Source organism: Mesorhizobium sp. M0040 (assembly GCF_040323505.1).
Lineage (GTDB): Bacteria > Pseudomonadota > Alphaproteobacteria > Rhizobiales > Rhizobiaceae > Mesorhizobium.
The window spans coordinates 1-13,643 of sequence record NZ_JAMYVA010000053.1 but is presented as its reverse complement, the minus strand read 5'-3'; the positions used below and the strand labels follow the sequence as shown (position 1 = coordinate 13,643).

Sequence of the window (13,643 nt, the reverse complement as noted above, 5' to 3'; positions counted from 1 at the left end):
CCCGAGTCCCTTAATCGGAATCGTCATCGTCCGATGAACTGTCATCGTTCGATGAACTGTCATCGTCCGGTGTATCGACCTCGCAGCCGATGCCGCGGCAGCCTTGGTAGTCACCTTGCGTATCGAAGTTGGGATTGCCTTCTCTGTCGTACTGCGGTCTGTCGTCGATACTTTGATCCCCGTCATCAGGATCGTCGACTTTACATCCGAGCCCATGGCAGCCGATGTAACGGCCCCTGGTATCGAAATTGGGATTGCCGTTCCTGTCGAACTGCGGCCGGTCGTCTATCTTCCGGCTCCCTTTATAGGACCGATCAACCAGGCAGCCCTTTCCGCGACAACCATCGTAGTCGTCGGTGGTACAACCGACGATCGCCATCAAAGCAGTGGCCAACGCCGCACAGATTACGAGTTTCATGATTCATTCCTCCGACTGGCTGGCGGCGGACATCGTCCATATCGGAAGGCCATTGCAGGCGGCGATCCCCGCTTTTGCCGCGAAGGCTGGCGCCAATCGGAGGAGGGCAAAGCTTCGCCGGCCATCAAACGAGAGCCAGGCTGTGGGCGATGCATTCGACGACTTAGCCGACGGTTGCCGTAATATCTTACGTGGGAGGGAACGCTCCCAGCGGGGGCCGCGGCATTAGCGAGTGTCAATATTCCTCTCCATGCTTAGTGCCCCGTCCGCCCAAGCATGTTTCAACGATCCGCTAACGCGGCTGTGCTTCCAAGAAATGCATCCGAGTCAGCCTATGACAAGGACAAATCCCAATATCGCAGGATTGAATTTTGCAAATGCTTAATAATTCGGAATCAGCACGGGCTATCTTAGCAGATACTGAAATGTGATCAGCAGCAATATTCTGGAATGCTTCCTTAGTTTTGTTCTCATTAAGCCGAGTTAGTACAAGTAATATTCTATGTTGTTGTGAATTTTGCGCCAGCTCTACAAAAAAGGCGCGACGATACCATATCTTATACGATCGCCCTAATTGCGATCTATTGTGGTATTTTTTCGAACCCAGCCAACCGTCGCGAGGGCCGAAAGAAACGCGCCCCTTTGCCCGACTTTTCAACGCTGCGGCGTGCCAAATAGGGGCACAGTGGGGCGCCGCGGCCGCGTTGTGAGCATCTTCCCAGTCGGATTGTCATCGGGTAGCGTGCAGGGGCGGCACGTGAAGGCGCTCTCTTTGGCGAACGCACTGCCGCAGCTTCAGCAGTTGCCCGTCAGAAGATGGGTCCGGTGCTTGCCGCGACAGATTGTTCCCGTCCCGGTTCATTTCAGCACCGAAGCGAGGGGAAGAGATGCACAACCGATTTCGGCAGTGCCTGCGGAAAGTGTCGCTGGCGGCATTGACGATGCTGGCGCTAAACATCCCGATCCACGCGGCTGATCTCGTCATTGCAATGCCGAACTGGCCGTCGGGCCAGGCGACGGCAAATATCCTCAAGGTCAGCCTGAAGGAAAATTTCGGGCTCGATGCCGACGTGCGCGAGATGGGGACGCTTATTGCCTTTGCCGGTCTCAATTCGGGTGAGGTGGATATTCATCCCGAAATCTGGCTGCCCAATCTGGACAATCTGGTGAAGAAGTATGTGGACGGGGCCGGCACGGTGGCCATCAGCCCTATCGGTGTGCCGGCATGGCAAGGCATATGCGCGACGCGTGAGGCAGCCGACAAATTTGGAATTCACGACGTTTCCGATCTCAGCGATACGAAGAAAACGGCCGCGTTGGATACCGATGGCGACGGACGCGGCGAACTCTGGATCGGCGCTGAGGGTTGGTCCTCAACCGCTATCGAGCGCGTCCGCGCCAACAGCTATGGTTATGCCAAGACAATGACCTTGCTGGAGACGCCGGAGGATGCCGGAATGGCGGCTGTCGATGCCGCCGTCGCCACGGATCATCCGATGGTGTTTGCCTGCTACGCGCCGCACTATGTATTTGAGCTGCACGACATTGTCCGCCTTACCGAGCCGCCCTTCGACCCGGCAAAGTGGAAGATCGTGCTGCCGTCAGAAGATCCGCTCTGGGTCTCGAAGTCCAGCGCGCCGGTGGCATGGGATACCGCACATTTTCATATCGCCTACGCCACCTCGCTGCGCAAAAAATATCCGAAGGTTGTGGCATTCCTGGAACGGGTCGACCTGAGGCCCGAGGAAATCACCAAGATGAGTTATGCGCTCCAGGTAGAGCGTCAGGATCCTCACGAATACGCCAAACAATGGGTTGCCGCACAAGGCGCACGGGTGCACGGGTGGGCAAATCCATGAGCGGAAATCCTATGTTCGCGGAACGCGGCACCGTCCGGCGGCGCTCCCTCACGGCAGTCGTCGCCGCGGCGTTCGGTCTTGTCGCGGTGGCGGCGCTGGCTGCGGGAACACAGGTTTTCGACCCGAAAAGCCACAAATGGGTGGACTACGATCGCACCAAGGCGCGCAAATACTATGCCGCGCATAATGAGGTGCCCGAGGCATTTCATCCGCAGATGGTCAAATTCCGCACCGCGGAAGTGCCAGGCACGATCATCATCGATGGCAACCAGCACTTTCTCTATCTTGTGCAGCCGGGTCAGCGGGCGATGCGCTATGGTATCGGCGTGGGCCGGGAAGGGTTTGGCTGGGCCGGCATCGTGCGCGTCGGCCGCATGGCGGAGTGGCCGACCTGGACACCTCCGGCCGAAATGGTCGCTCGCGATCCAAAGGCGGTGAAATACGCCGGAGGCATGGAGGGAGGGCCCGACAACCCGCTCGGCGCGAGGGCGCTCTATCTCTATGAGCGCGACCAGGACACGATCTACCGGATACACGGCACCCCGGAGCCCTGGACGATCGGGCTCGACGTGTCGTCGGGGTGCATCCGTATGAGGAACGACGACATCGTCGATCTCGCGTCCCGCGTCAAGGTTGGAGCCAAGGTTATCATTCTCATGCAGGGGGCGGCACTTTACAAGGGTGTGTGAAGCGGCATTCGGAGAGGGACAAGCAATGTCGGCAAAAGATGCAGTGAGAACTTCGATCCTGGTGACGGCAATCGGATTCCTGGCTGGAGCCGTTAGCGCTTGTGTCAGCACGCCACCGCCGCCGCCTCAGGACCAGATGTCCAGGACCAAGGTCGAGACGGCCCCGGCGGACCTTCAACTGCTTTGCGCCAATGCGGTCGCCAAGGCGAGCGGTGTCGACAGCACGAAGATACTTCCGGTTTCATCGAGCAAGCTCGATTCCAAGACCTATCAGGTCGAACTCGATGCCAGTGGCAAGAAGACAAGCTGCCTCGTGGATACCGACGGCAACGTCAAATCGGTTGAGCCCGTCTGATCCGCTCTGGTCGACGAATTCGCAACCAACCTGACGATGCGCCATGGCTGCAGACACGACGATGTTTGGGGCGGCCAGCCGCGATGAGCGGTTTGGAGAGCCTGGCAAACCGCGCGCCTGCCTCACCCCAGCCCGATCCGCTTGGCGCCTTGCCGGAACAGCGCCTCGGCGTCCGGCTCGAAACGGAACGTGCCGATGAAATCGTCGGCGCAGTAGTTCGGCAGCATCTTGCGCAGCGCAGCGGCGAAACTTCGTGCCTCGTCCAGCCGCCCCGCCAGCGCAAGGCAATGCGCGGCAATCGCGAGGATGATGGCGTGGGCGTTGGGACGCGCGGCTGCTTTCAGTGCCCATTCGGCGGCTTCGTCGAACTGGCCGAGCCGGACATGCGACATCGCCCTGGCGCCCAACATACCGAACAGCAGCGGATCGAAGGGGCTCAGATGCCTGGAATGGTCGGATGAGCCGATCGCAGCCTGCGGGTCGCCGGACTGCGAACGGACGAAAGATAGCGCATAGTGGCCGAGCGCGAAATTCGGGCTGAGGTCTACGGCGCGTTCCAGCTCGATGAGGGAGCCGTCCTGCTCGCCGCGCAGCCACAGCGCCCGCCCCATGGCCCAGTGAGCGGCCGGATTGTGATCGTCGACGAGCAGGCTCTGGCCGGCTGCCTCGAAGGCCAGGGCGCTTTCGTGGTCGCGGTCGCCCCAGCGCTGGAAGGCATTTTGCCAATGGGTGAAGGAGAGGCCGGCATAGGCGCGGGCGAACGTCGGATCGAGCTTCAAGGCTATGTCGAAGAAATGCCGGGCCTGCTCGTTTTCCGCGCGGGTGAAGCGATACATGTGCCAGAGACCGCGGTGGTAGGCTTCCCAGGCGTTCAGCGAATTGGGCGCCTTCAACATGGCGCGGTTGCGCTCGACCGTCTCGATCTCGGCCGAGATCGACGAGACGATGCTGTTGCCGATGTCGTCGAGCACGGCAAAGATGTCGTTCGGCTTGCGCTCGAACGTCTCGGCCCAGACGATCCTGGCCGTGCGCACTTCGACCAGCTCGACCGCGACGGTGACGCGGCCGGCCTGGCTGCGTACCGTGCCGGTGGCGACATAATCGACATTGAGCCGACGGCCGGCATCCTCCGGCCCAATGTTTTTTTCGGCGAGCGCAAACACCGAACCGCGCGCGATGACGAAGAAATCCCTGAGCTTGGCCAGGCGGGTGATGATATCGTGGGTCAGGCCATCGGCGATGCCTCCGCGTGGGCCGCCGTCAGCCGTCTCTTCGGCAAACGGCATCACCGCAAGCGAAGCCTTCTGCGATGCAGCAGTGTCGGAATTGGGAAGCTCAATTGACGCGTGAGGGGCCGCGGGTACGAGTGACGGTCGCGCCCAGAGCGTAGCGGCAGGTCGTTCGTTGCGGATCGTGCGCCATGCCTCACGAACGGGTCCGAAATCCAGATCCTCCGAAGCAAACAGCTGCGCTGCGGAAGCGAGATGTTCCTCGCACGCGTCAAACTGGCCGCGCTGCGCCAGCCCTTTCAGAAGAGCCACATGCGCGCGCCCGTCGAACGGAGCGAGTTCCAGCCATTTGTCCAGATGCGAAGACATTCTGTCGGCATCCACCGGAAGCTTGTTGACGAGATGTTCCAGGATTGCGGCGTGCCAAGAGCCGAAGCGGCGGCGCTGAGCGATCAGCCAGCTGTTGAAATGCGGGCTGCGGTCGATCTCCAGCCCATCGAGAAAGTCGCCGGCGAACATTCCGGAAAGAGCCTGCAGCCGCTCTAGACCGAGCGTCTCAACGCCCTTGGCGGCGGCCGAGGCTATGTCGACAGCGTCGACGGAAGCACCTCTCAGATCAAGCGCGATCGTGTCGCCTGGTGTCTCGACCCTGCGACGATGCGGTTCATCGAGGATGCCTCTAAGCTTGCTCAGGCACCAGCGAAGCTCGCCGCGCGGGTCGTTCGGCACATCCCACAAAAGCTCGCAGAGGCGGCTGCGGCCGACCGGATGCGGCGCCAGCGCCAGATAGGCGAGCAGCGCACACAGCTTGCGCGATTTTGGGAGCTGGATGATGATGCCGTTGCGTGCGATCGTCAGGGGTCCGAGCAGACGCACGGAAAAGCCGGCCACCTCGCCGCCGAGGCTCGATCGGGTGGATTCCACGTAAGTTTCCACGCCTGCTCCCACGCTGGCCAGTCGGCCTTTGTTTTATCACCAAACGCGACACGGTGCATCCGGCAGCGAATTCCCGCTCCGGATGCCGCCATTGCCGGAGGCAAATGTAGCGCGGCAAGGTCTCGAAACCTCGCCGCCCAAGCCACCGGTCTGTAACCGGCCCGTGACGACAAGAGACAACGACAAAGCGAGGAGATCGACATGTTGCATCAACAGAAAATCAGAACCACCGCCGGGCGCGGCCGTCTGTTTGACAGCGTTCTCGACACGGTCGGCGATACGCCGGTGATCCGCATCAATAATCTCGGACCGGACCATGCCACGATCTATGTGAAGGCCGAGTTCTTCAATCCCGCCGCCTCGGTGAAGGACCGGCTGGCGCTCAACATCATCGAGGAAGGCGAGCGCAGCGGCGCTCTAAAGCCTGGCCAGACCGTGGTCGAGGCGACCAGCGGCAACACCGGCATCGGCCTTGCCATGGTCTGCGCCCAGAAGGGCTATCCGCTGGTGGTGACGATGGCCGACAGCTTTTCTATCGAACGCCGCAAGCTGATGCGCATGCTGGGCGCCAAGGTGGTGCTGACGCCGCGCGCCCAGAAGGGTTTCGGCATGTACAAGAAGGCGGTGGAGCTCGCCGAAGCCAATGGCTGGTTCCTGGCCCGCCAGTTCGAAACCAAGGCCAACGCCGCCATTCACGAAGCGACGACGGCGCGCGAGATCATCAACGATTTCGCCGGCTCGCGGCTCGACTGCTTCGTCACCGGCTACGGCACGGGCGGCACCGTCGCCGGCGTCGGACGCGTGCTGCGCCGCGAGCGGCCGGAGACCCGGATCGTGCTCGCCGAACCGGCCAATGCGCAGCTTATCGGCAGCGGCAAGCCGCAGCAGCGCGGCACCGGCGGCGCGCCTGCCGCCAGCCATCCGGCGTTCGAGCCGCATCCGATCCAGGGCTGGACGCCCGACTTCATTCCGGACGTGCTGCAGGAGGCGATAGACGCAAGCCTCTATGACGAGGTGGTGCCGATTGCCGGGCCCGAGGGCATGAAATGGGCCAAGGCGCTGGCGCAGAAGGAAGGGATTTTCACCGGCATCTCCGGCGGAGCGACCTTCGCGGTGGCGCGGCAGATCGCGGAAAAGGCGGCGTCCGGCTCGGTGATCCTGTGCATGCTGCCCGATACTGGCGAACGCTACATGACGACACCGCTGTTCGACGGCATCGAGGCGGAGATGGACGCCGAGGAGACTGCGCTTTCGCAGTCGACGCCCGGCTGCCAGTTTCCGGCGTGACAGCGGCACATCGGGAGCGGGCTGCATGGACACGAAGCCTGGACTGGCCGTCACGGCCACCGAGGAAACGCTTGACCCCTCGAACTGGGCCGACGTGCAGGCCCTGTCGCATCGGATCGTCGACGATGCCGTCGCTTACCTGCGCGATGTCAGAGAGCGTCCGGTGTGGCAGGAGATGCCGGTTGATGTGAGGACCTTCTTCACATCGCCGCTGCCGCGTTCGCCGGCGCCGCTGGCAGAAATCTATGGCGACGTCACCAGGAGTTTGATGCCCTATCCGATGGGCAACGTCCATCCGCGCTTCTGGTCCTGGTATATGGGCTCGAGCAATTTCACCGGCGCGCTCGGCGATTTCCTGGCGGCGATCCAGGGCTCCAACCTCGGCGGCGGCAACCATGCCGCCGCGCTGATGGACAACCAGGTCGTCGACTGGTGCAAGCAGATGATGGGCTTTCCGCAATCGGCCAGCGGCACGCTGGTCAGCGGCGGCTCGATGGCCAACATCATCGGGCTGACCGTGGCGCGCAACGCCATGGCCGGCATCGACATACGCGAGCACGGCGTTGCCGGCATCGACAAGCCGCTGCGTTTCTACGGCTCCGACCAGCTTCACTCCTGTCACCGCAAGGCGATGGAAGTGCTCGGCCTCGGCAACCGGGCGCTGCGTCGCATCCCGAGCGATGCCGGGCTGCGGATCGACATCGCTGCGTTACGGGCGGCGATCGCCGAGGACCGCGACGCCGGCTTCAAGCCAGCCTGCGTAATCGGTACGGCCGGCACGGTGAACACCGGCGCAATCGACGATCTGCAAGCGCTGGCTGATCTGGCGGCAAAAGAGGATCTGTGGTTTCACGTCGATGGCTGCATCGGCGCCTTGCTTGCGATTGCGCCGGACAATTCGCATCGCGTTGCCGGCATCGAGCACGCCCACTCGATCGCGCTCGATCCGCATAAATGGCTGCACGCGCCATTCGAGGTCGGCTGCGCGCTGATCCGGGATGCCACCGTGCATCGCGGCACGTTCGCGGTGACGCCGGAATATCTGGAATCGACGCCGCGCGGCCTGGCCTCCGGCCAATGGCTGCACGATTACGGCCTGCAGACGACGCGCGGCTTTCGCGCTCTGAAGGTGTGGATGGCGTTGCGAGAGCACGGCATCGAAAAGTTCGGCCGGCTGATCGACCAGAACATCGCGCAAGGGCATTATCTCGGCGCGCTGATCGCGGCCGAACCGGCACTCGAACTGGTAGCGCCGGTGAGCATCAACATCGTGTGCTTTCGCTACCGCGCGGACGGACTGGGCGGGGAGCGCCTGAAAGCGCTCAATACCGAGATCATGCTGAGGCTGCAGGAAGAAGGCATCGCCGCCATTTCCGACACGACGGTGCATGGCCAGCATAGCCTCAGGGTGGCGATCAACAACCACCGCACCCGGCGCGACGATCTGGACCTGCTGGTGCGGGAGACCGTGCGGCTTGGACTGGAGATTTCAAGGCCTGGCGTGGCTCTTCCTTCTCCCCTTGTGGGAGAAGGTGGACGCGAAGCGGCCGGATGAGGGGTGTTCCAGCTTGATACTGACGGCACTCCGTCCGCACCCCTCAACCGTCTTGGCGCTGCGCGCCAATCCACCTTCTCCCACAAGGGGAGAAGGAAGAAAGAGCGGCGCTGGCCCCGACAATTGGTCGTCTGCAAGGCTACGCCTCGAGCCAGACCTTCTCGAAATGCTGCTCGAGCGATTGGTGCTGCTCGCAGCCATGCACGCCCTTGCGGTAGGTGCGGTAGACCGAGCGCCAGTAGGGCTGGATGATGACGCCGGAATCGCGCAGATTCTGTTCGATCTTGGCCATGAGCTCCTTGCGGGCGCCGGGATCGGGCATCGCCAGCGCCTTGTCGAGCAGACTGTCGAATTCCGGATCGGCGTAGGCGGTCTCGTTCCACGCGGCGCCAGACTTATAAGCGAGCGCCAGCACCTGGACGCCGAGCGGCCGGCCGAGCCATTCCGTGCAGGAGAAAGGATATTTGCTCCAGTCGTTCCAGAAGGTCGCGGCCGGCAGCACGGTGCGCTTGATCTTCAGCCCGGCCTCGCGCATCTGCGCAGCGATGGCGTCGCCGGAGCTCTTCTGCCAGTCGACGTCGACCGAGATGAGTTCGTATTCGTGGTCGGCCTTGCCGGCCTCGGCGAGCAGGGCCTTGGCTTGATCAATGTTGCGGACGGCCGGGCCGATATCGGCATATTCGGGATGCATCGGCCCGACATGATGGTTCTCGGCAGGCTTGCCGCGGTTGTCCATGCCGATCTTCAGCACGGCGGCGTTGTCGACGGCGAGCTGGGCGGCGCGGCGCACCTTGATGTCGTCATAGGGCGGATTGCCGATATTGAACCGCGCGACGATGGTCGAGCCGGTGGCGATTTCCGAATTGCTCAGGCCCATGGAGTCGGTCTGCGCAACCGTGTCGGAGGCGGTTTCGTGATCGGTGTCGATCTCGCCCGATTCGAAGGCCGACAGCATCGCATTGGGGTCGGAGCCGTAGTCCACCCATTTGATGCCGTCGAGGTAGAACTCGCCCTTCCACCATGGCTTGTCTTTGCGGCGGACTTCGGCGCCGACCTCGGCGTCCCATGCCACGAGTTCGCAAGGCCCGGTGGTGATCGCCAATGCCTTCAGCGGATCGCCGTCGCCTTCATAGCTGCGGTGCATGATCAGCGCCGGGTAGTCGGCCATGCCGGCGATCAGCGAAATGTCGGGCTTCGGCAAATTGAGCCGCACGGTGACGTCGTCGACGCGCTCGATGCCGCCGTCGACGGGCTTCTTGGTATCGGCGTTGACCAGTGCGCCCATGCGCGCGGCGACTGAATTGCCGGCGACGGACGCATCACACCAGCGCGTCAGATTGTGGATCACGTCGTCGGCGTTGAAGGTGTCGCCGTTCGACCAGGTGATGCCCTTGCGGACATGCAGGGTCAGGACGCGGGCGTCGTCGCTGGTCTCCCAGCTCTCGAGCAGCCATGGCTCGAAGGTGAAGTCGCGCTTCCAGCGCACCAAATATTCGTTGCACTGGCGGGCGACGTTGGACATCTCGACGCCGTCGAAGGTGCGCGGATCCTTCCAGCCCTTGACGTTCATGGCAACGCGCAAGATGCCGCCGCGCTTCGGCTCGTCGGCCCTGGCCGGTGACGGCGCAAGCCCGCCGAGCGCCAGCGCGCCGGTAGCGCTGACGCCGAGCGCAGCCATGGTGGCGAAATATTCGCGCCGGTTCATCTGGCGTTTCTTGAAGCCATCGGCGACGGGCTCGGCCTGCGGATGCAGTTTTCGATCGGTCAGCATGAACTTCATTGTCGTCATTCCCCTGTTGTTGGGCACCTCTGCCGATCGCCAAACGCGGGGGACGGATGCGATCGCCGGAGCGCCATTGCCTCGGGGATGATAGGGCGAGCTCCCGTGGGGGAGTGTTCGGACTTCCGCAGTTCTTGTGCGCTGTTCCGCAAACGGAAGGTCCCCCCTCACCCGGATTGCCAACCGAATTGCGAAGGGCAATTCGGGGCAATCCGACCTCTCCCCGAGGGGAAGGTGGACGCGAAGCGGCAGGATGAGGGGGCCTTCGCAACTTCAGTAAGGCCAGTCGCCTTTGCCGAGCGCGGCGATGGCCGCAATGACGCGGGCGAAGGCTTCACCGGCGCGCGGAACGGTTTTGCGGGCGCGCAGGAAACTGTGCACCAGACGCGGCTCCTCGCGCCACCAGGCGCGGCCGCCGGCGGCGAGGATGCGGTCGCGATAGGCCTCGCCGTCGGAGGACAGCGGATCGCACTCGGCCGTGATGATGAAGGTCGGCGGCAGGCCGGAGAAATTGCTGCCTCGGAGTGGCGAAAAGGTCGGATCGTCGGGCGACTGTGCCTTTGCGGAGCGCACGTTGCGATAGAATTCGATATCGCGCAACGTCAGCAGCGGCGCTTCGGCGTGCTCGACACAGGAGCCGGCGCTCTCTTTGCCAACTGGTTCCGGGCCGCCGAGCTCGGGATAGATCAGCACCTGGCCGATCGCATGGCGAGGATGGCGGTGTGTCGCCTGTGCCACCGCAGCGGCCAGATTGCCGCCGGCGCTTTCGCCGCAGAGCACTATCGGCAGGCCGGCCGTCGCCGTCGCCCATTCGAATACGGCCAGCGCATCGTCGAAGGCGGCCGGATGCAGATGCTCGGGCGCCAGCCGGTAATCGGCGGACAGCACGGCAAAGCCGGTGCCGGCGCATATCTCGGCGCAGATGTCGTCATGGCTGTCGAGCCCGCCAAGGACGAAGCCGCCGCCGTGATAATAGACAACCATCGCCTGCGGCGCCGTGCCCGCCATCTGGTAACGTCGGACCGGGATCGCACGGTCGCCGGCAGGAACCGCGCTGTCGCTGGCCTTGACACCAGGTGGATAGGGCTCGCGAAACGTCCGGCACATGGCATTATAGACCGCCCGCTGCCTGTCGATCGGCATGTAGACGATTTCGGGGGGATACCACTCGTTGACCCGATCGATATAGGCCCACAGCTCCGGATCGAGCAGCGTCTGGTATTTTCCGCGCCCTCTCGTTCCGGGTCGCTCGGCCTCGGTGATCATCGCTGCGCGATCCCGCTCAGAGTTCTGCGTAGAGCCGGGCAGCATTTTCATAGCTAAAGCGCAGCGGCACCGAGCCCTCGACCTGCCAGGCTTCGACCGTCTCGCCTGTCAGCAGCCGGCAGGCGCCGTCGGTGGTGGTGACGGCACCGCCATAGAGCCGGTTGGCAAGGTTGAGGATGGCCGTCTGGTGCATCGCCGTGCTGCCACTGCCGCAGGCATCCTTGACCAGCAGCACTCGAAACCCGAGCGCCACCGCATCCTTGACGGTGGCATCGATGCAGGCCTCGGTCCAGACGCCGGCAACGACCAGCCACTCGATGCCATCGGCCTTCAACCGTTCGGCGGCAGGCCCCGCGCGGAAGGCGCTGGCATCGGTCTTGACCAGCATCATCTCGCCTGGCGCCGGGCCTACTTCCGCGCAGATGGCAGTCAGCGGATCGTCCTTGTCGGAAAATGCCGACTTGCCGCTGGCCTCGACCGGGTGGAACGGCCGCGCCGTGGCGAGATCGACGATATAGGCCCAGTGATACAAAGGCACATGATTGGCTCGTGCTGCTGTCTGCAGCCGCTGGACGTTGGCGAGGATATCGCCATAGCCTTCGACCAGATAGCGCTTGTCCCGCCGATGCTCCTCCTGGAGATCGATGAACACCGCCGCCACCTTGCCGCGCTTGATCGAGATCGGGCTTTTCATGCAAAACTGCCTGTCAGCACTCAAACCTGCCTGTCAAGGAACTCGTCCTCATAAGGGAAGCGCGACAGAAGCTCGGTGCCGGTCTCGGTGATCAGGATCTCGTCCTCCAGCTTGACGCCCTCACGGCCGCCCTTCTCGCCGATATAGCTTTCGACGCTGACCACCATGCCGGGCACGATGACACCGTCGCGGCCATAGGTCTCGTAGTCCATGGCATGCGCGATGAACGGCGTCTCGCCATGCATGCCGACGCCGTGCATGACCGAGGTATAGCGCTGGTCGACGAAGCGGTCCGGTATCTTCCAGGCCTTTTCGGCAATCTCGCGAAATGCCATGCCCGGCTTGACGACCCCGATATTGTGCTGAACCTGGTCGTGCGCCATCTTGTAGAGCGACTTCTGGTAATCCGTCGGCCTGCCCGGGCCGCAGCGGAAGGTACGCGAGAAATCCGAATAATAGCCGTAGCAGCCGATCGTGTCGGTATCGAGCGCCAAGAGTTCGCCCGGCCTGATCTTGCGGCCGCTCGCCTCGTTGAACCACGGATTGGTGCGCTGGCCCGAGGTCAGCAGCCGGGTTTCGATGAACTCGCCACCTTGCCGGATCACCTCGCCATACATGATGGCGAACAGGTCGTTTTCGGAAACGCCGGGCTTGATCGCCTCGCGCACGGCATAGACGGCGGCCTCGGCGCCAGCCATCGACACCTGCAGGCATTTTACTTCCTCGGGCGTCTTGACCGCGCGCACCGCCAAAATCTCGCCCTGGCAATCCCGCACCTCGCAGCCGCGCTTTTCCAGCGCCAGTGCCTGCAGATGGCTGCAGCGGTCAAGGCCGAGCTTCATCGAGCCGCCGCCATGCGCCTTGAGCAATTCGGCGATCTCATCGGCGAACGGGCCGGCGGTCTCGTCGTCGCGGCCTGACACCGATGACCAGACCAGCTTGGACGGACGCGCCTCGTCGATCGTGTCGAGCACCATCGAGACATGGTAGCTCTGCGGATATTCGAACAACACGATCGGCCCTTCGGTGGGGATGAAGAAGTAGCGCGTCGAGTTGCGCAGGAAATAGCCGAACATGTTGCGCGAGCCGGTGGCGTAGCGCTGGTTGTAGGGGTCGAACAAAACGACGCCGCCATAGCCGGCCTCGCGCATCCAGGCGCGCAGCCTGGCCAGCCGGCCCTTGCGCAGCGCGTCGGCGTCGATGAAGGACGGCTCGGTGTCCGACAGCCACATGCCGCCGGCCGGATCCGCCGCCGCCGGATGGCGCATGCGATCCCTAAAGTCGACATCCTCGGTGCTGTCGGGGTCAAAAACGACGATGCTCATGGGTGCCTCCTGGAAGCGGCGAGGATGGGCCATGCGCCGCGTAGAGGCTGTGCGAGATACCGCAGATGTTGTGCGAAATACCGCTTGAAGTCGTTCCGTAGCGTTCTACGGCGCCCCCCTCTGTCCTGCCGGACATCTCCCCCTCAAGGGCAGGGCTATCGCATATGAGTGATGGCATTGATGAGATAGTCGTCGTTCCAGGCGCATTTCTTGATGCGATGGCTGATGGGAACTTTGGCAGCATCGGCGG

11 protein-coding genes are annotated in these 13,643 nt (G+C 63.0%); 5 read left to right on the top strand and 6 right to left on the bottom strand.

The annotated features are described in order from the left end of the window. Nucleotides 1-10 precede the first annotated feature (10 nt). Nucleotides 11-418: a hypothetical protein gene (locus NKJ91_RS28460; protein ID WP_352458188.1), complete on the bottom strand. Its 408-nt coding sequence runs from the start codon at nt 416-418 to the stop codon at nt 11-13. A gap of 887 nt (nt 419-1,305) precedes the next feature. Between NKJ91_RS28460 and NKJ91_RS28455 the strand changes: the two genes are divergently transcribed. Genes NKJ91_RS28455 through NKJ91_RS28445 form a run of 3 tightly spaced genes read left to right on the top strand, consistent with a single transcriptional unit; the run spans nt 1,306 to nt 3,321 of the window. After that, nucleotides 1,306-2,277 (top strand): ABC transporter substrate-binding protein, encoded by a 972-nt coding sequence (locus tag NKJ91_RS28455; protein WP_352458187.1) that lies wholly within the window; start codon nt 1,306-1,308, stop codon nt 2,275-2,277. Beyond that, nucleotides 2,274-2,966, top strand: coding sequence for a L,D-transpeptidase (locus tag NKJ91_RS28450; protein ID WP_352458186.1), 693 nt, complete (start codon nt 2,274-2,276; stop codon nt 2,964-2,966). Before NKJ91_RS28455 ends, NKJ91_RS28450 begins: the two co-directional genes overlap by 4 nt. Before the next feature lie 25 nt (nt 2,967-2,991). Beyond that, on the top strand, nt 2,992-3,321 hold the full coding sequence (locus NKJ91_RS28445) for a hypothetical protein (protein ID WP_352458185.1): 330 nt from the start codon (nt 2,992-2,994) through the stop codon (nt 3,319-3,321). A gap of 122 nt (nt 3,322-3,443) precedes the next feature. Here the strand turns inward: NKJ91_RS28445 and NKJ91_RS28440 are convergent, their stop codons facing one another. Next, on the bottom strand, nt 3,444-5,474 hold the full coding sequence (locus NKJ91_RS28440) for a transcriptional regulator (protein ID WP_352458184.1): 2,031 nt from the start codon (nt 5,472-5,474) through the stop codon (nt 3,444-3,446). A gap of 213 nt (nt 5,475-5,687) precedes the next feature. Between NKJ91_RS28440 and NKJ91_RS28435 the strand changes: the two genes are divergently transcribed. Together NKJ91_RS28435 and NKJ91_RS28430 are read left to right on the top strand one after the other, a co-directional pair. Then, a complete protein-coding gene (locus NKJ91_RS28435; protein WP_352458183.1) occupies nt 5,688-6,773 on the top strand; it encodes a PLP-dependent cysteine synthase family protein in 1,086 nt (361 codons plus the stop codon). 25 nt (nt 6,774-6,798) lie between these two features. Continuing rightward, a complete protein-coding gene (locus NKJ91_RS28430; protein ID WP_352458182.1) occupies nt 6,799-8,328 on the top strand; it encodes a pyridoxal phosphate-dependent decarboxylase family protein in 1,530 nt (509 codons plus the stop codon). Nucleotides 8,329-8,467: 139 nt separating this feature from the next. On the opposite strand, the gene NKJ91_RS28425 is transcribed toward NKJ91_RS28430, so the two are convergent. The 4 genes from NKJ91_RS28425 to NKJ91_RS28410 all read right to left on the bottom strand — a co-directional run bounded on the left by NKJ91_RS28425 (nt 8,468) and on the right by NKJ91_RS28410 (nt 13,393). Further along, complete coding sequence (locus NKJ91_RS28425) at nt 8,468-10,108, bottom strand: ABC transporter substrate-binding protein (protein WP_352458181.1); 1,641 nt, start codon at nt 10,106-10,108, stop codon at nt 8,468-8,470. A gap of 273 nt (nt 10,109-10,381) precedes the next feature. Then, nucleotides 10,382-11,374, bottom strand: a complete 993-nt coding sequence (locus NKJ91_RS28420; protein WP_352458180.1) for an alpha/beta hydrolase — start codon at nt 11,372-11,374, stop codon at nt 10,382-10,384. A gap of 16 nt (nt 11,375-11,390) precedes the next feature. Then, nucleotides 11,391-12,068 (bottom strand): isochorismatase family protein, encoded by a 678-nt coding sequence (locus NKJ91_RS28415; protein ID WP_352458179.1) that lies wholly within the window; start codon nt 12,066-12,068, stop codon nt 11,391-11,393. Nucleotides 12,069-12,088: 20 nt separating this feature from the next. Then, nucleotides 12,089-13,393 carry a M24 family metallopeptidase gene (locus NKJ91_RS28410; RefSeq protein ID WP_352458178.1) on the bottom strand — a complete coding sequence of 435 codons (1,305 nt, stop codon included), beginning with the start codon at nt 13,391-13,393 and terminating at the stop codon, nt 12,089-12,091. Nucleotides 13,394-13,643 lie beyond the last annotated feature (250 nt).